The following is a 17600-nucleotide window of genomic DNA, read 5'->3' as shown; positions in this document are numbered from 1 at the left end:
TGGCGGGCTAAGATCGGGCAACGAACGGGACGGGACATGAGCGAGCGCGTCGACATCGCAGTGGTCGGATCCGGCCCGGGCGGGCTCAGTGCCGCCGCGCATGCCGCCGAACTCGGCGTGTCGCATGTGCTGCTTGAAGCCGCGCCGCATCTGTCGAACACGATCTTCAGATACCAGAAAGCCAAGCACGTGATGGACGAACCGGGCGTGCTGCCGCTGCGTTCGCCGCTGCCCTTCAAGGCCGGCAGCCGCGAGAAGATCCTGCAGGAATGGGACCAGGGCGTCACCCGCCTGAAGGTCGACGTGCGTCACGGCCACGAGGTCACGAAGATCACGCGTGGCAACGAGGGGTTCCGCATCCAGTGCGCAAACGGCGCCGTGTTCGAAGCAAAACAGGTGGTGCTGGGCATCGGCATGCAGGGCAACCTGCGCAAGCTCGGGGTACCCGGCGAAGACCTGCCGACCGTGCAATACCAGCTCGACGATCCGGACGCCTACAGCGGCGAGACCATCGTCGTCGTCGGTGCCGGCGACGCCGCGATCGAGAATGCCTTGGCCCTGGCAAAGAACAATCAGGTCATCGTCATCAATCGCCGCGATGAATTCGCACGTGCCAAGGAGGGCAACCTGCGCCTCATCCTGCGTGCGATCGAGGAAGGCACGATCCAGTGCTGGTACAACTCGGGCCCGGAATCGGTCGAGGAGCTGCGCGTCGGCCGCAAGCGCTTGCGCATGCATGTCGCGACCCAGAACGGCAAGGCGCAGATCCTCTGCGACCGCGTCATCGCCCGCCTCGGTGCGACAGCGCCGCGCGCCTTCGTCGAGGCCTGCGGCGTCGTCTTTCCGAGCAAGGACCCGAATGCAGTACCGGCGATCTCGGAACGCTACGAATCGAACGTGCCCGGCCTCTACATCGTCGGCGCGCTGGCGGGCTATCCGCTGATCAAGCAAGCGATGAACCAGGGCTTCGAAGTCGTCGAGTACATTCTCGGACGCCATGTCGAACCGGCCGACGAACCCTTGCTCAAGGCCAAGTTCCGCAACGTCGCCGGCATCACGTCGGTGAATGCCCTGCTCGCCCGCATCCAGGAGCGCGTGCCGCTGCTGGCCCGGATCACGCCGCTGCAACTGCGCGAATTCCTGATCGATTCCGAGATTCGCACGCCGCGGCCAGGCGAGAAGCTTTTCGAACGCAACGATTACACCAACAGCTTCTATTCGATCGTCGACGGCGAGGTCGCAGTGCTGGTCGACGACGCCGGCAAGCAGCGCATTGCCCTCAAGGCCGGCGAGTTCTTCGGCGAGATGGGCCTGATTTCGGGTCGACGCCGCTCGGCCACCGTCATCGCGCAGTCGAACTGCCTGCTGATCGAGACCCCGAGACGCTCGATGAACCGGCTGATCCAGTCGGTCGAGGCGGTGAAGCGCGAAGTCGACAAGGTCTTCATCGCGCGCGCCTTGCAGAGCCGATTCACGCCCGAATCCGGCATCGAAAAGCTCAGGGAAATGGTCGAGTCGGCCGAGATTCGCCAGTACAAGGCCGGCGAGTTGCTGTTCAAGGAGGGCGAAGCCGGTGACTGCCTGCATCTGGTGCGACGGGGTTCGCTGACGATTTCGCGCGAGATCGGCGGCAAGGAAATCGTGCTGTCCTATGTGCCGGCCGGCAGTTATGTCGGCGAAATGGCCTTGCTCGGCGAAAGCAAGCGGTCGGCCAGCGCCAAGGCGGCGATCGCGACCGAGACCATTCGCGTCGACGGTGAAGCCTTCAAGCGCGCGGTGGCGCGCGACCCGCTGCTGCGCCTGCGCCTGCAGGCCGAATATTCCGCACGCACCGCGGCCAACATCGCGATGCAACAGATCGGTGCCGGCAGCGACATCGTCTCGTTCCTGCTGACGCAAGGGGCAGGCTAAGCCACCGACATCCTGCTGATCGACGAGTCCTTGTGCGTGCGTTGCGACAACTGCGAGAAGGCCTGCGCGGAGACGCACGCGGGCACGTCGCGCCTCGACCGCGAGGCCGGCCCGACCTTCGCCAACGTGCACGTGCCGACCTCGTGCCGGCATTGCGAACATCCGCATTGCATGAAGGACTGTCCGCCGGACGCGATCCACCGCGCCCCGAACGGCGAGGTCTTCATCGCCGACAACTGCATTGGCTGCGGCAACTGCGAGCGCAACTGCCCCTATGGCGTGATCCACATGGCCGCGAAGCCGCCGAAGAAGCCGGGGCTGTTGTCGTGGCTGCTGTTCGGTGCCGGGCCGGGCCCGGGAGAATCGCCCTACGATCCGCTCAAGCCTCCCTCTCCCGCCGAAAAAAAAGCCGTGAAGTGCGACATGTGCAAGGACCTCGGTGGCGGCCCGGCCTGCGTCCGCGCCTGCCCGACCGGCGCTGCGCTGCGCATTGGTCCGGATGAATTCATCGCCTACGCGCAATCGAGGCGGTGAGCATGCGCGATTCCATCCTCAGTTTCTCCGGTGCGCGTTATCTGTGGGTGGCGCTGGTCCTGGTGATCGGCAGCGTGGTTGCCTACCTCTGGCATGACCCGGTCGGCCTGCCGAACGGCGGCACCTGGCTCGGCTACACGCTCGGCACCATCGGCGCGCTGCTGATCCTTTGGCTGATGGCCTTCGGCGTCCGCAAACGGCGCTATGCCGCGCGCATGGGGACCCTGCTCGGATGGGCCTCGGCGCACGTCTATCTCGGAACAGCGCTGATCGTCATCGTCTTCCTGCACGCCGGTTTCCAGGTCGGGTTGAACATCCACTCGCTGGCCCTGCTGCTGATGCTGCTGGTCATCGCCTCTGGCCTGTTCGGGCTGTTCGCCTATCTGCGTTATCCGGCGCTGATGACGCGCAATCGCGACAACACGACGCGTCAGGCCATGCTCGACGAGATCGCCGAACTCGACCAGCAGGCGCTGTCGCTGGCCGATGCGGTCGACCCGAAAATCCATGCCGCGATCCTGCGTTCGAACGAACGCACCCGTGTCGGCGGCTCGGCCTGGCAACTGCTGCGCCCGCGCGAGGACACCGATTCCGCGATCGACCAGGTGCGCACCTACCTCGAACAGCGTGACGCGGAGAAGCGCAGCAACGAGCGCACGCGCGACATGCCCACCATGTTCGCGATGGTCGATTTCCTGTCGTCGCACGCGGCCGACAGCAAGAACGAAGCCCTGCGCAAGCTGATGGATGTGCTCGCACGCAAGAAGACCGTGACCACGCGACTGTCGCGCGACCTGCAGTTGCAGGCGCTGATGGAGATCTGGCTGTACGTGCACGTGCCGTTGTCCTTCGCCCTGCTGGGTGCGCTCACCGCGCACATCGTCAGCGTGTTCTTCTATTGGTGAGGCGACGATGCGCTGGCTGATCCGACGGGTACTGAAACGCGCGAACGGCGATGTCTTCGAGGACGACATCCATTTCGGCGACACGCTCGGCATCGGCCGCGGCACCGACCAGGCGGTCTACATCACCGATCTGCGCGCGGCGCTGGCGCATGCCCGCGTCACCGCGGTCGGCGGCGGCCGCTATCGGGTCGAATCGCTGATCGCCGCGGGCGTGCGCGTCGACGGTGTGTCGGAGCAGAACACGACGGTAAAGTCCGGCGCCGCGATCGACATCGGCAGCACGCGCATCCGCCTGATCGATCCGCCTGCAGACTACGAGGCTGCGGTCGAGATCACCGCGATCGACGAGGCCCAGGCCGAGGCTGCGCGGCCGCAGCCAAAGCTGACGCTCGCCGACGGCGGACTCGGCAAACGCCGCTGGTCCTGGGCCTTGTTGCTGCTGTCCCTGCTGGTCGGTCTCGGCGTGCCGCTGGCGGCGCATTATGCGGCGCCGGTGCGCGATGTCGTCGAGGCCGTACCACTCGGTGGTCGCCAGCTCTGGGAGACCGGATCACTGGCGTCCGCGCACCATTTTTTCGGCAATGATTGCCAGCAATGCCATGTCGATGCCTTCGTCTCGGTGCGCGATGCGCAATGCGTCGCCTGCCATGCCGGGACCGCGGCGCATGTGCCAACCGAGGTCGATCTCTCCCAGGTCGGCAACGATCGCTGCGCGCACTGCCATCGCGACCACAACGGTGCCGACGGACTGGTGCGCGCCGACCAGCAACTCTGTGCCGATTGCCATGCCGGCATCGCCACGAACATGAAAGGCGCCGACCCGCATGCCGACGCTGCCGACTTCGGCACGCAGCACGACGGCTTCGTGGTGTCGCTGCCGCAATGGAATGCCCAGGGCGAATTCACCCCGGTCCGTGCGGCGCTTGCGACACCCGGCATCAAGGAACAAAGTGGCCTGACGTTTCCGCATGATGTGCACCTCGATCCCGCCGGCATTCGCGCTGCGGAGGGCGCCGACGAGGTACTCGAATGCAGCAACTGCCATGTGCCCGAGGCAGGTGGCGCGCGCATGCAACCGATCGATTTCGAGCGGCACTGCCAGAGCTGCCACAAGCTGAGCTTTTCCATCCGCGACGCCGAGCGCGAGGTGCCGCATGCCAGTGTCGAGAAGGTCGGCTACACCATCACCGAATTCTTCGCGCGCGAGGCGCTGGAGGGCGGCTTCAATGAGGTGAACGCACCCACCGTGGTGCGCGTGCGGCGCCGTCCGGGCCAGCCGATCACGCCGCAGGAGCGCGCGGAAGCACTGACCTGGGCACGCGACCAGGCACGGACCGCGATCGACCGCCTGTTCCAGGACAAGGCCTGCGACACCTGCCACGTGGTGACGCGCAATGCGGCCGAGGAATGGACGGTCGCGCCGGTGCGCGTGGCCGGCGCCTGGTTTCCGAAGGCGCGTTTCGACCATGGTTCGCACACGACCATGCAATGCATCGATTGCCACAACGCGCCGAACGCGGCATCGAGCGAGGTGCTGCTCTTGCCCGACATCGACAACTGCCGCCAATGCCACGGCGGCGAACACGCGAAGCACCTCGTGCCCACCACCTGCATCGCCTGCCACGCCTTCCACGACGCCGCCCATCCCGGGCGCTGACCCAATGAGGAGACCACGATGACCCGCATCCTCGGCATTTCCGGCAGCCTGCGCGACGGCTCGTTCAACACCGCACTGTTGCGAACGGCACGGCCGCTCGTGGGCGCCGGCGTCGAATTCGAGATCGCGACCCTGCACGGCATCCCGCTGTATGACGGCGATGCCGAAGCGCGCGACGGCTTGCCGCCCGCAGTCGTGGCGTTGAAGGAAAAACTCGCGGCGGCCGATGGCGTGCTGTTGGCGACGCCCGAATACAACAACGGCATCCCCGGCGTGTTCAAGAATGCGATCGACTGGTTGTCGCGTCCGGCCAACGACATCGCGCGCGTGTTCGGCAACCGTCCTTTCGCCCTCATCGGCGCCTCCCCTGGAGGATTCGGCACCATCCTCGCGCAGGACGCCTGGCTGCCGGTGCTGCACACCCTCGGCGCGCGTACCTGGCACGGCAGTCGCCTCATGGTTTCCCGCGCCCACACCCTGATCGGCCCGGATGGCATGCTCGAGGACGCCAAGACCCGCGCGCAACTCGCCGACTTCATCAACCGCTTCGCCGCCTTCGCTTCAGCTGCTACTCCGCCGAACTGAAGCGCAATCCATCACATCTCGCGCACGACGCGGAAACCGACGTCGAGCGCGGCCTTGTCGCCGTCCTGCGTATCATGCAGGCCGAGCAGCGGCGCGTTGGCACCGTCGCGGTAAGAACTGCCCATGATCTTGCGTTCCTCACATTCGCCCTGGGCGGCACAGTCGCTGACCCATTCGGCAACATTGCCGGCGAGATCGAATATGCCCTGGGCACTGGCCGGATAGGCAGCGACTTCGCGGGTGTCCTCGGCGCCATCGGTGCAGTCGTGACGCTCGCGCAAATTGAGATCACGACCGTCGCGGCCATAGACATTGCCGATGCGACAGGCGGCACTACCGGAGGCGACGCCGGCTGCGGCCACACGCCATTCCGATGCACGCGGCAATCGATAGCGGCGGCCGGTCTGCTGCGACAACCATGCCGCATAAGCGCGGGCGTCGTCGTAGCTCACGCAGACCACCGGATGCTGCTCGCCCTGGGCAAACCCGGGCTCGCGCCACGTACGCGGCCGCACCAGGCTCAGTGGTGAACCGATGGCCCGACAGGAGATCGACGCACGCCGCGTCGAAGCTGCGAAACGACCGTATTCGGTGCGCGTCACCTCGTGTTCGGCGAAGGCCAGCCAGTGATCACCGACCCGCAGCACCCGCATCGGCGGACCGCCCAGATCACGCAGCGGCTGACCGGCCTGGCGCCGCTCGGCCAGCGCCTTCCAGCGCGCCTGCAACGACGCATCGGACTCGAACAACGCAGCCAGCAACTCGACCGGCAGCGGATCGCCTGCAGATTCCGCAGCGGTCAGGCGCGCCGCCAGTGCTTCGGACAGCGCCGCCTCGAAGGCCGTGCTCGCAGCCCGATCCTGCAGGCGCTGGCCGAGGATGAATTCACGCAAATGACGGATCAAGTCGACGGCATCGCCGTCCCGAGCCTCGTCGAGCGCACGCATCACCGTGCCACGCACCGCGACGATGAAACGATCGGCGAGTCGCAGGCGCTCGTCGTCGCGCGCGGTCTGCAGCGCATCGGCCAGCAACGCCGATGCACTGCCCTCCTTCGGTTCGAACCAGCGCTGCGCATCGATGCGATCGACGATCAGGGCCAGTGCCGGGTCCTGCACCGCGACGTCAGGCGTCACCGGAGCGCTCGTCGCTCCCGCCGCGTCTTCCCCCGACTGTCCGCGCCAAGCCATCCCCACGACGGCCGCCAACGCCAATCCGCCGAGGATCAATGGCCAGGTCCGGCGTGACGACACCGGCAATGCGGCCGGCTTGAACTCGCCCACTACCTGGGTCGACTGCTGCGGCACGGGCTGCATCACCCGATCGAGCAGCGAGAGGAATTCCTCGGCACTCTGGCAGCGTTCCTGCGGCAACTTGGCCATCGACTGGTCGAGCAGCGGCTGCCAGCGCGCGAACTTCACCGGCAATCGCGGCACCGGCTCGGTGTGGTGCGCCAGCGCCATCGACACTGCGTCGTTGCCCTTGAACGGCAATTCGCCGGTCAGCAATTCGTAGGCCATCACGCCCAGGCTGTAGAGGTCCGAACGTGCATCGACCTCGATGCCACGCGCCTGCTCGGGGCTCATGTAAGCGGATGACCCGAGCGCGTCGCCCGTGGTCGTCACGCGCACGCTGCCGAGACTGCGCGAAATGCCGAAGTCGGCCAGTCGCGCGCGTTGTTCGCGGTCGAACAGCACGTTGTCCGGTTTCACGTCGCGGTGCACCACACCTTGCGCATGCGCGAAGCCCAGCGCCATCGCGATCTCGCGCAATACCGTCGCGATCGTCTCCTCGCGCCCGGTGATCGCGGCATGGCCGAGGTCGCCATTCGGCAGATAGGCCATCGCGTAATACGGCGCGCCGTCCTGCGTGCGGCCGACTTCGTAGATGCCGACGATGTTCGGATGTTCCAGGCGCGCGATCGTGCGCGCTTCATGCTCGAAGCGCACCGCCATCTGGTCGCTGCCGCTGCCGCGGAAATGCACGACCTTGATGGCCACCGGACGATCGAGCGACAACTGCGTGGCCAGATACACGGCCGCCATGCCACCTTCGCCGAGGCGACGTTCGATGCGATAGCCGGCGATCTCCGGGAAGGCGCTCATGCGGTCACTGCGTCTGGGTCCGCCTTTATAGCGCAGGTCGCGGCGCTTCTCGTCCAGTCGATCGTTGCAGATTGCCGCAGCGCGATGACGCCGCCGCGAGCGCATCGCATAATCCGGATTCAGATACGGAGCCGAACGCCATGGACACCGCCGCCTTGATCCGCGCCTACTATGCCGCGTTCAATCGCGCTGACTTCGAAGGCATGCTCGCCCTGCTCGGTGATGACATCGTGCACGATGCCAATCAGGGATCACGCCATGCCGGAAAAGCCTGGTTTCGCAGCTTTCTCGCGCACATGGACCGCTGCTACCGCGAACAGGTGGTCGACCTGGTCGTATTGACCGAAGCATCGGGTTCACGTGCCGCCGCAGAGTTCGTCATCGAGGGCGAATACAAGGTCACCGACGAAGGCCTGCCGCCTGCGAACGGGCAGCGCTATCGACTGCCGGTCGGCGCGTTCTTCGAGGTGCGCGACGGCTTGATCCGGCGCGTGACCAACTACTACAACCTGCAGGACTGGATCGCGCAGGTCTCGACATGAGCGAACTGCGTGTCGTCACCAAGACCGCGGCGGCACTGCGACGACACCTCGACGACATCGCCCGTCTGCGCATCCAGGTGTTTCGCGCCTGGCCCTACCTGTACGACGGCAACCCGGACTACGAACGCCGCTACCTGCAGACCTACATCGACACGCCCGACGCGATGGTCGCGATCTGCTTCGATGGCGATCGCGTCGTCGGCGCGTCGACGGCCTTGCCGCTGGCGCACGAGACCGCGGAGATCCGGCGGCCCTTCGATCGCGTCGACGACACCCTCTATCTCGGTGAATCGGTCCTTGATCCCGAGTATCGCGGCCGCGGCATCGGGGTCGCCTTCTTCGAGCATCGCGAAGTCCATGCGACCCGGCTCGGTCTCGCGCATTGCGTGTTCTGCGCCGTGCAGCGCAGCGCCGACGATGCGCGTCGTCCAGTCGAATTCGTGCCACTCGACGCCTTCTGGCGTCGGCGCGGTTATCTCCCGATCGATGGCTGCACAACGACGCTGAGCTGGAAGGACATCGACGAGTCTGCAGAATCGCCAAAACCGATGCAGTTCTGGCGCAAGACCCTTGGAGCCTGAGATGAACCGCACGCTGCGCATCGCCACTTGCCAATTTCAGGTCGGAATGATCGCGTCCTGGGATGCCTTCGAGAAGAAGCTGGACCTGATGCTCGGCGAAGCCAAGCGCGGTGGTGCCGATCTCGCATTGCTGCCGGAATATTTCTCGATGGAGCTCGCGACCATGTTCGGCACCGCGGTGCGCGAATCGCTGCCGAAGCAATTGGAAGCGCTGCAACCCTGGATCCGCAAGTTCCGCCTCTACGTGACCGACCGCGCCAGACGCTTCCGCATGGCCATCGTCGCCGGCTCGATCCCTGTTCGCGACGACGATGGCCGCTATCGCAATCGCTGCTTCGTTGCGACGCCCGATGGCCGCGAATTCGTCCAGGACAAGCATCGCATGACCCGCTTCGAACGCGAGCAGTGGGGCATCAGCGGCGGCGAAGGCCATGCGCTGTTCGAGGTGAAGGGCGTGCAGTGCGCAGTCGCGATCTGCTACGACTGCGAATTCCCCAACGTCGTGCGCGAGAAAGTCGATCTCGGCGCCGAACTGATCCTGGTGCCGAGCTGCACCGACTCGTTCGCCGGCTACCACCGCGTGCGCGTCGGCGCACAGGCACGTGCGCTGGAAAACCAGTGCTACGTCGCGGTGGCGCATACGGTGGGTGCGCTGGCGCAATCGCCGGCCATTGACGAGAACCACGGTGTGGCCGCGATCTACGGCCCACCCGACCGCGGCTTTGCCGATGACGGCATCGTCGCGCAAGGCACACTCGATGCCGCGCAATGGGTTTTCGCCGATCTCGATTTTGCGCTGATCGAGCACGTGCGTCGCGACGGCCAGGTGCTGAATCATCGGGATTGGTGATCGGATCTCGCCGTCGCGAGCCGGGGCTCGCGCCTACAAAAGCGGATCGCATCGGGGCTACACTCCGGCGTGCGTACCGGTCTTGGGGAGAAGGCGGATGCAAGGATTTCATCGCCTGTGGGGAATGGCGGTTGTCGCAGCCCTCGTGTCGGGCTGCAGCGGCAGCGGCAATTCCGGCGATCCGGTCGGCACCGCGCCGCCACCGTCGGGCACGGCAGACTCCGGGTGTACCGGGTCCTGCGCGACGGCTGCGAGCTTCCTCAGCGTCGCCGACGTGCAGAAGGTGATCGCGCAGGCGATCAACGAGGCGCAGGCGCAGAGCCAACCGGCGACCATCGCCGTGGTCGATCGCGTCGGCAACGTGCTCGGCGTCTATCGCATGAGCGGGGCACGCACGACGGTGACGATCAGCTCGGGCCGCGGTGTCGTCGGCGGGCTCGAAGGCGTCGCCATCATTCCGAGCGAACTCGCGGCGATCAGCAAGGCCGTGACCGGCGCCTACCTGTCGTCCGAAGGCAATGCCTTTTCGACCCGCACCGCCAGCCAGATCGTGCAGGAACATTTCAACCCCGGTGAATTCGGTGGCCCGTCGGGTCCGTTGTTCGGCGTGCAGTTCTCGCAGCTGTTGTGTTCGGATGTGATCAACCTGCCGGCGCCTGTGCTCGCCGGCATCTTCGCCGCCGGCGCGAATGTCGGAGTCGGGCCGAAAGCCTCGCCGCTCGGGTTGTCCGCCGATCCCGGCGGTTTCCCCTTGTACAAGGCGGGCACGCCGGTGGGCGGCATCGGCATCGTCGCCGATGGCGTCTATGGTCTCGACCTGAACGTCAGTGACCGCGATCGCGATGTCGATGAACTGATCGCGACGGCCGGCACGTTCGGCTTCGGTGCGCCACTCGACCGCCGCGGCGACCGCATCACCGCCGACGGCAAGACCTTCCGCTTCAGCGATGTCGATTTCGCCGATCTCGGCCGCAATCCGGCGCAAGCCCCTGCTTTCGCGAGTATTCCGGCCAGCGCCGGCGCCTTGCTGAACCTGTTTGCATTCTCGGATGGCACGATCCAGCCCGGCGTCGCCTTCGGCACGGCGGCATCAGGCATACGGCCAGACAACGCCGACTATGCCGGCCTCGATGCCTTCGTGCTGGTCGACCGTGCGGATACGCCCCGATATGCACCACGCGATGGTCAGGGCTCGCCCGGCTTCATGACAGCGGCAGTCGCACGAACGATCGTCGCGGAAGGATTGCGCGTCGCGAATCGAAGTCGCGCCCAGATCCGCAGGCCGACCGGCACACAGGCCCGCGTGACGATTTCGGTGATCGATGTGCAAGGCAACATCCAGGCGCTGGCGCGAACGCGCGATGCGCCGGTGTTCGGCACCGACGTGGCCGTGCAGAAGGCGCGCTCGGCCTTGTTCCTGAGTCACGCCGACGCGGGCGATGCCCTCGCCGCCCTGCCCGATGCGCGGTACCTGAATGCGGATGGTTCGCCGTCCGCGACGGCCGTCGATTTCGGCAACGTGGTCACCGACGCACGCCGTTTTTTCGCGATGCCGAATTTGCTCGCGCAAGGCGGCGGGCTCGACGCCGGTACCGTCGCGTTGACACCACGCGCGATCGGCAATCTGGCGCGACCATACTTTCCCGATGGTCTGGTCGGCACACAGCATGGTCCGTTCTCGAAACCGTTCGCGCAATGGAGTCCGTTCAGCACCGGCCTGCAATACGACCTGCTGAACAACCAGATTGGCCAGATCCTGACGGCCTACTTGACCGCGGACAGCCTGCCGATCCTGGAGCTGCGACCGGAACTCGGCAACGCCGGTTGCACGCGCCTGCCGCAACTGCGCAACGGCCTGCAGATCTTTCCCGGCGGTGTGCCGATCTATGCCGGCACGATGCTGGTCGGCGCGATCGGCGTTTCCGGTGACGGTGTCGATCAGGACGACATGATCGCGGCGCTCGCGTTGAAGAATCTCGGCGGCATTTACAGCCATGCACCCACCGCGATCCGCAGCGACCGCTTCGCGCCACAAGGCGTGCGCCTGCGCTACGTGCAATGCCCGCAGGCTCCCTTCCTCGACTCCAATGAACAGAACGTCTGCGAGGGCCTTTGAGATGCGTCGCCCATTGCTCGTCCTCGCGATCGCCGCAATCTGCAGTTCTCAGGCCCAGGCCCGACTGATCGACATCCCGAACGGCGACGCCACGCTCGACCTGGCCACGCTTTACGCCGTGAATTACGACCCCTACGACTCGGCCATCCCGCGCCGTCGCCCGGGGCATCCGTCACCGCAACAACCGGACTGGCCGGACCGCAACGAGGGTGCGATCGCACCAGCGCCGAACGATGCGGTCGGCGAATTCGTGCCGCTGCCGGACCGTTGGCGCATCATGGAAGCGCTTGGCCAGAAGTACCCGTGGTACGACCCTTACAACAACAACGTCTGGAAGGGTGACAAGCCGATCCACGGCGACGACTGGTTCCTGTCGGTGCTCGGCGTATCCGACACCGTGCTGGAACCGCGCACGATCCCGACCCCGGTCGGCGCGCAATCGACCGGAGACCCGGACAGCAACGACGTGTTCGGCGACATCGAGCAGAACATCTTCGCGCAGACCTTTCTCGCCGGCATCGTCTATTACAAGGGCAATACCACGTTCAAGCCGCCGGAATGGGAATACCGGGCGACGCTGGCGTTCAACTACAACCGCGTCGACGTGTCCGACCAGCGCGTGCTGCAAATCGACCCGCGCCTCGGTGGCACCCGTGACGACGGCTTCGTCGCCGTGCAGGAACTGTTCGTCGACAAGCACCTGCGCGATGTTTCCGACCGCTACGACTTCGATGCCGTGCGCTTCGGCATCCAGCCGTTCTCGACCGACTTCCGCGGATTCCTGTTCCAGGATCTGCAGTTCGGCGCGCGCTTGTTCGGAAATCGCAACAACAATCGCTGGCAGTACAACCTGGCCTGGTTCCGGCGCATCGAGAAGGACACCAATTCCGGCCTGAACGATGTCGGCGCCGGCCTGCGCGACGACGACATCTTCGTCGCGAACCTGTATCGCCAGGACTGGCCGCGTGTCGGCTTCACTTCGCAAGCCACGATCGTGCACAACCGCAATCGCGAGGACGAATTCCATTTCGACGAGAACGGCTTCCTCGCGCGCCCGTCCTCGCTCGGCACCGAAACCCTGCGCGAATACGACGCGACCTACCTTGGCTACAACGGTGATGGCCACTTCGGGCGCGTCAACCTCACCGCCAGTGCCTACTATCTGTTCGGAAACAACATCGGCACCTTCACGGGTCGCGACAGCGATCTCGAGGCCGGCTTCGCCGCGGCCGAGGCGTCGATGGACTTCGACTGGGTCCGCGTCCGGGCATCGGCCGCGTATGCCAGCGGCGACCGCGACCCCTTCGACGACAAGTCGCAGGGCTATGACGCCATCTTCGAGAACCCGATCTTTGCCGGCGCCGATACCAGTTACTGGGTGCGCCAGAACCTGCCCTTGATCGGCGGCGGTGGCGTGGCACTGGCGGGTCGCAATTCACTGCTGCCCTCGCTGCGTTCCTCGCGCGAACTGGGCCAGTCGAACTTCGAGAATCCGGGTCTGCAACTGCTCGGGCTCGGGGCCGACTTCGACCTGACGCCGGAGTCGCGCGTGTCGGCCAACCTCAATCAGCTCTGGTTCGACGACACCGCGACACTCGAAGTCGCGCGCAACCAGGGACCGATCGATCGCGGCATCGGCACCGACCTCTCGGTCGCCTGGATCTGGCGACCGTTCGCGACCCAGAACGCGATCCTGCGCCTGTCCGCCGCTGCGTTGATTCCCGCCAGCGGCCTTGAAGACCTGTACGGCAGCGACGACACCTACACCACGGTGCTCGCCAATGTTGTCCTGAACTACTGAGGTGACGACCATGATCCAGCGCCTCCTCACTCCGATGTTGCTTGGGCTGCTGTGCTGCATCGGCACGCAGGCCTCCGAAGAAAAGCCGGTCGAGCGCAGCTACACGACCGCACCCTCGGCGCCGAAGACTCAGCGCTGGGATCAGGCGAACGCGAAGTCGGAAGGTTGCGTGAGTTGCCACACGTCGACCGATCGCCACACCATGCATGCCTCGCCCGCGGTCGTGCTCGGTTGCACCGATTGCCATGGCGGCAATGCGTCGATCCAGGCACCCGCAGACGTCAATTTCCACGTGCGCAGCGCCCGCCACTACGGTGACAAAGCGCACGACGATCACGTTGACGAACATGCATTCGGCACCCACAGTCCCTTCGATCCGCTGTACCAGAGCGCGATGGACAGCGCGCACGTGCTGCCGCGCTATCCGTCGAAGTGGAAAGACAGCGCGAATCCCGCGCATACCTACGCCGCGCTGAACAAGGAGGCGCCGGAATTCGTGCGCTTCGTCAATCCGGGCGACCTGCGCATCGCGCGCGAAGCCTGCGGTGCCTGCCATCTGCCGATCATCCAGGCCAGCGAACGCAGCCTGATGGCGACCAGCGCGATGCTCTGGGGCGGTGCCAGCTACAACAACGGCATCCTGCCCTACAAGCGCTACCTGCTCGGCGAGAGCTACACCCGCGACTCGCAGCCGAACGTGGTCAAGGCACTGATCGCGGTCGCGCCCGACATGCAGTCGCGCGGCATCCTGCCGCAGTTGTTCCCGTTGCCGGCCTGGGAAGTGATCCCCCCGGCCGACGTGTTCCGCGTCTTCGAACGCGGCGGTCGCAACATCAACACGACGTTCGCGGAAACCGGCCTGCCCGATTCGCTCGGCCAGATCCAGCGCCTCGAAGAACCTGGCCGGCCCGACCTCAAGCAAAGCAATCGCGGCCCGGCCACCGGACAACGCGTCGCGATTCCGGCCCTCAACATCCACAAGTCGCGCCTCAACGATCCGCACCTGTGGTTCCTCGGCACGAACGACAACCCCGGCGACTTCCGCTCGTCCGGCTGTTCATCCTGCCATGTCGTCTACGCCAACGACCGCGATCCGAGGCACTCGGCCGGTTATGCGCAGTTCGGCAATACCGGTGCGTCGCAACAGGGCGACCCGACCATCCCGCGCGACGAACCCGGGCATCCGCTCAAGCACGAGTTCACCCGTGCGATCCCGACCAGCCAGTGCATGATCTGCCACATGCATCAGCCGAACATGTTCATCAACACCATGCTCGGCTACACGATGTGGGACTACGAGTCCGACGCGCCATCGATGTGGCCGAAAGAGGAGCGCAAGCCGAGCGACACCGAGATCCGCGAGATCAACCAGCGCAATCCGGAAGAGGCGGCGATTCGCGGCCTCTGGTCGGATCCGAAGTTCCTGCAGCAAGTGTCGCAGAACAATCCGAATCTGAAGGACACCCAGTTCGCCGATTACCACGGCCACGGCTGGAACTTCCGCGCCGTGTTCAAGCGCGACCGCGAAGGCACCTTGCTCACGGCCGACAATCAGGCGATCGACGACAAGGATCCGAAAAAATTCGAGAAGGCGGTGCATCTCTCGTCCATCCACGTCGACCTCGGCCTGCAATGCGTCGACTGCCATTACGCGCAGGACGCGCACGGCAACGGCCACATCGTTGGCGAGGTGATGGCCGGCGTCGAGATCCAGTGCCAGGACTGCCACGGCACGGTCGATGCCTATCCGTCGCTGAGCACCTCGGGACCGATGGCCAGTCCGAAGGGCAAGCAGCTCGCGTTGATCCGCAATCCCGATGGCAAGAAGCGTTTCGAGTGGGTGAACGGTCAACTGATCCAGCGCTCGGCCGTCACGCCCGGCCTGGAATGGTCGCTGTCTCTGCTGAAAGACGTCGCCAACACGACCTCGGCCGCTTATAACGCCAAGGCGACGCGCGCCCACACGGTCTCGAACGACACCGCGAACCAGAACTGGGGTGCCGGGGTGCCCAAGGACCAGCGCGCGCATAGTGAGGACAAGATGCTTTGCTACAGCTGCCACACCTCGTGGACCACGAGCTGCGGTGGCTGTCATCTGCCGATCCAGGCCAACTGGAAAACCGAGCGTCAGCATTACGAGGGCGGCGAGACGCGCAATTACGCGACCTACAATCCGCAGATCGCACGCGACGACATGTTCCAGCTCGGTCGCCACGGCGAGGTCAAGGGCGGCAAGATCGCGCCGGTGCGTTCGAGTTCGGCCCTGGTGTTGTCATCGACCAACAGCAACCGCGAGCGCATCTACATCCAGCAGCCGCCGATCAGCGCGGCCGGATTTTCCTCGCAGGCTTTCGCGCCGCACTATCCGCATACCGAGCGACGCGGCGAGACCAAGACCTGTACCGACTGCCATCTGAGCCAGCAGAACGACAACAACGCGATCATGGCCCAGCTGCTGCTGCAGGGTACCGACTTCGTCGATTTCCTTGGATTCAACGCCTTTGTGGGTGGCGAGAAGACGCTGAGCGCAGTGCCGGTGACCGAGTGGGACGAACCGCAGTCGGTGATCGGCTCGTACCTGCACCGCTATGCCTATCCCGAACGCTACGCCAAGCACGAGGCGCGTTCCCGCGTCCTGCCGGAAGGGTTCTCGCACGGCACCGACGGCACGGTCGGTTGCCTGCAGCATCGTGGCGAATACCTGTATGTCGCCGAACGCGACAAGGGCCTGGTGGTCTATGACATCGCCAGCGTCGCCAACAAGGGTTTCAGCCAGCGCATCGTGACCGGACCCAACTCGCCGCTCGGCCACGACACCGTCGTCGCGTCGAAGGCGGCCACCTGCGTCGTGCTGCCGACCACGCAACCCATTCATCCGGCGCGCAACAGCGGCGATCTGGTGCGCGTGACCAACATGGAGCAACCCTTCCTCGCGATCTACAACTTTGCCTTCCTCACTGATGCCGAGGAAGGGCTGATCCTGATCGACGTGAACACCCTGGCCGACGGCGAGCCGCGCAACAACCAGTTGACGCGTACCCTGACCTGGAACGAGGGCGGTGTTCTCGATGGCGTACGCCATCTCGCCATAGCAGGCACCTGGTTCTACGCCAGCACACCGCGTGGGGTCGTCGTGCTCGACATGAGCAATCCGATGACGCCGCGCGCGGTCACGACGATTGCGCTCGCTGATCCGCGTGCGGCCCAGATGCAGTTCCGCTACCTGTTCGCCACCACGGCGCGCGGGCTCGAAGTCGTCGATGTCACCGATCCGGCGCAGCCACGGGTCGTACCGAATGCCATGGTGCCGCTGGCGCATGCCGCAAAGCTGCATGTCGCGCGCACCTATGCGTATGTCGCGGATGGCGCGGACGGCATCGCTATCGTCAATGTCACGAAGCCGGAAGCGCCAGCGCTGTACCAGATGTTCAACGCCGACGGCGCCATCACCGATGCCCGCGACATCGTCGTCGCTGCCACCAATGCGTCACTGTTCGGCTACGTCGCCGATGGTGCGAACGGACTCAAGGTGCTGCAGCTGTTCAGCCCCGAGACGCAACCGAAGTTCTACGGCTTCAGCCCGCAACCGAAACCGCAGCTGGTCGCGACCTGGCCCACGCCCTCGCCCGCCACGTCTCTGTCGCGCGGTCTCGAACGCGACCGTGCCGTCGATGAAACCGGCGGCCAGATCGCCGTGCTCGGCCGCATCGGCGCGCGCCCGTTCACGCATCCGGAAATGCAGAACCTCTACCTCGATTCCGAAGGCAAACCGTGGTGGGTCACCGATCAGGTCGATGGCCCGAACGGCATCACCTCGAAGCCGTTGGATTGGAAGCCGAATCGGACGGTGGAGATGCAGAACCACTGAAGGCCAATGGCCCGAGACAATGATCAGCCGGGCTACATCCCCGGGCCGACGTGCAGCACGCCTGAACTTGCGAAATTTCCGATGTGCGAATCCGCCTTCGCCGGACGTGACGAATGGCCGGAACCGACACGATGTCTGCATCGTG

Annotated in this window: 10 protein-coding genes and 1 pseudogene; 10 read left to right on the top strand and 1 reads right to left on the bottom strand. The window is 65.4% G+C overall.

What is annotated here, in order from left to right:
• Positions 1-36 precede the first annotated feature (36 nt).
• The 4 genes and pseudogenes from IPP28_10660 to IPP28_10645 all read left to right on the top strand — a co-directional run bounded on the left by IPP28_10660 (position 37) and on the right by IPP28_10645 (position 5592).
• Positions 37-2445: pseudogene (locus IPP28_10660) on the top strand (cyclic nucleotide-binding domain-containing protein).
• 2 nt (positions 2446-2447) lie between these two features.
• A complete protein-coding gene (locus IPP28_10655; GenBank protein ID MBL0041480.1) occupies positions 2448-3350 on the top strand; it encodes a hypothetical protein in 903 nt (300 codons plus the stop codon).
• Between the two features lie 7 nt (positions 3351-3357).
• The gene (locus IPP28_10650; protein ID MBL0041479.1) at positions 3358-5007 is read left to right on the top strand and encodes a hypothetical protein; all 1650 of its coding nucleotides are present in this window, start codon (positions 3358-3360) and stop codon (positions 5005-5007) included.
• A gap of 18 nt (positions 5008-5025) precedes the next feature.
• Positions 5026-5592: an NAD(P)H-dependent oxidoreductase gene (locus IPP28_10645; protein MBL0041478.1), complete on the top strand. Its 567-nt coding sequence runs from the start codon at positions 5026-5028 to the stop codon at positions 5590-5592.
• A gap of 11 nt (positions 5593-5603) precedes the next feature.
• Here the strand turns inward: IPP28_10645 and IPP28_10640 are convergent, their stop codons facing one another.
• A complete protein-coding gene (locus tag IPP28_10640) occupies positions 5604-7697 on the bottom strand; it encodes an SUMF1/EgtB/PvdO family nonheme iron enzyme (GenBank protein MBL0041477.1) in 2094 nt (697 codons plus the stop codon).
• Between the two features lie 140 nt (positions 7698-7837).
• Here IPP28_10640 and IPP28_10635 point away from each other — a divergent pair, with 140 nt between their 5' ends.
• From IPP28_10635 to IPP28_10610, 6 genes are all read left to right on the top strand, one after another.
• The gene (locus IPP28_10635; GenBank protein ID MBL0041476.1) at positions 7838-8239 is read left to right on the top strand and encodes a nuclear transport factor 2 family protein; all 402 of its coding nucleotides are present in this window, start codon (positions 7838-7840) and stop codon (positions 8237-8239) included.
• Positions 8236-8820, top strand: a complete 585-nt coding sequence (locus IPP28_10630; protein ID MBL0041475.1) for a GNAT family N-acetyltransferase — start codon at positions 8236-8238, stop codon at positions 8818-8820. Before IPP28_10635 ends, IPP28_10630 begins: the two co-directional genes overlap by 4 nt.
• 1 nt (position 8821) lies before the next feature.
• Positions 8822-9670, top strand: coding sequence for a carbon-nitrogen hydrolase family protein (locus IPP28_10625; GenBank protein ID MBL0041474.1), 849 nt, complete (start codon positions 8822-8824; stop codon positions 9668-9670).
• Positions 9671-9767: 97 nt separating this feature from the next.
• Positions 9768-11786, top strand: a complete 2019-nt coding sequence (locus IPP28_10620; GenBank protein ID MBL0041473.1) for a heme-binding protein — start codon at positions 9768-9770, stop codon at positions 11784-11786.
• Position 11787: 1 nt separating this feature from the next.
• Complete coding sequence (locus IPP28_10615; protein ID MBL0041472.1) at positions 11788-13587, top strand: hypothetical protein; 1800 nt, start codon at positions 11788-11790, stop codon at positions 13585-13587.
• 10 nt (positions 13588-13597) lie between these two features.
• Positions 13598-17455 carry a hypothetical protein gene (locus IPP28_10610; protein ID MBL0041471.1) on the top strand — a complete coding sequence of 1286 codons (3858 nt, stop codon included), beginning with the start codon at positions 13598-13600 and terminating at the stop codon, positions 17453-17455.
• Positions 17456-17600 lie beyond the last annotated feature (145 nt).

This window comes from Lysobacterales bacterium, assembly GCA_016721845.1.
Taxonomy (GTDB): domain Bacteria; phylum Pseudomonadota; class Gammaproteobacteria; order Xanthomonadales; family Ahniellaceae; genus JADKHK01.
The sequence above is the reverse complement of the archived record's forward strand: the minus strand, read 5'-3'. Positions and strand labels throughout refer to the sequence as shown.

Coding starts and splice junctions, on each gene's coding strand:
- IPP28_10655 (MBL0041480.1), top strand. CDS start 2,448: ATGCGCGATTCCATCCTCAGTTTCTCCGGTGCGCGTTATCTGTGGGTG.
- IPP28_10650 (MBL0041479.1), top strand. CDS start 3,358: ATGCGCTGGCTGATCCGACGGGTACTGAAACGCGCGAACGGCGATGTC.
- IPP28_10645 (MBL0041478.1), top strand. CDS start 5,026: ATGACCCGCATCCTCGGCATTTCCGGCAGCCTGCGCGACGGCTCGTTC.
- IPP28_10640 (MBL0041477.1), bottom strand. CDS start 7,697: ATGAGCGCCTTCCCGGAGATCGCCGGCTATCGCATCGAACGTCGCCTC.
- IPP28_10635 (MBL0041476.1), top strand. CDS start 7,838: ATGGACACCGCCGCCTTGATCCGCGCCTACTATGCCGCGTTCAATCGC.
- IPP28_10630 (MBL0041475.1), top strand. CDS start 8,236: ATGAGCGAACTGCGTGTCGTCACCAAGACCGCGGCGGCACTGCGACGA.
- IPP28_10625 (MBL0041474.1), top strand. CDS start 8,822: ATGAACCGCACGCTGCGCATCGCCACTTGCCAATTTCAGGTCGGAATG.
- IPP28_10620 (MBL0041473.1), top strand. CDS start 9,768: ATGCAAGGATTTCATCGCCTGTGGGGAATGGCGGTTGTCGCAGCCCTC.
- IPP28_10615 (MBL0041472.1), top strand. CDS start 11,788: ATGCGTCGCCCATTGCTCGTCCTCGCGATCGCCGCAATCTGCAGTTCT.
- IPP28_10610 (MBL0041471.1), top strand. CDS start 13,598: ATGATCCAGCGCCTCCTCACTCCGATGTTGCTTGGGCTGCTGTGCTGC.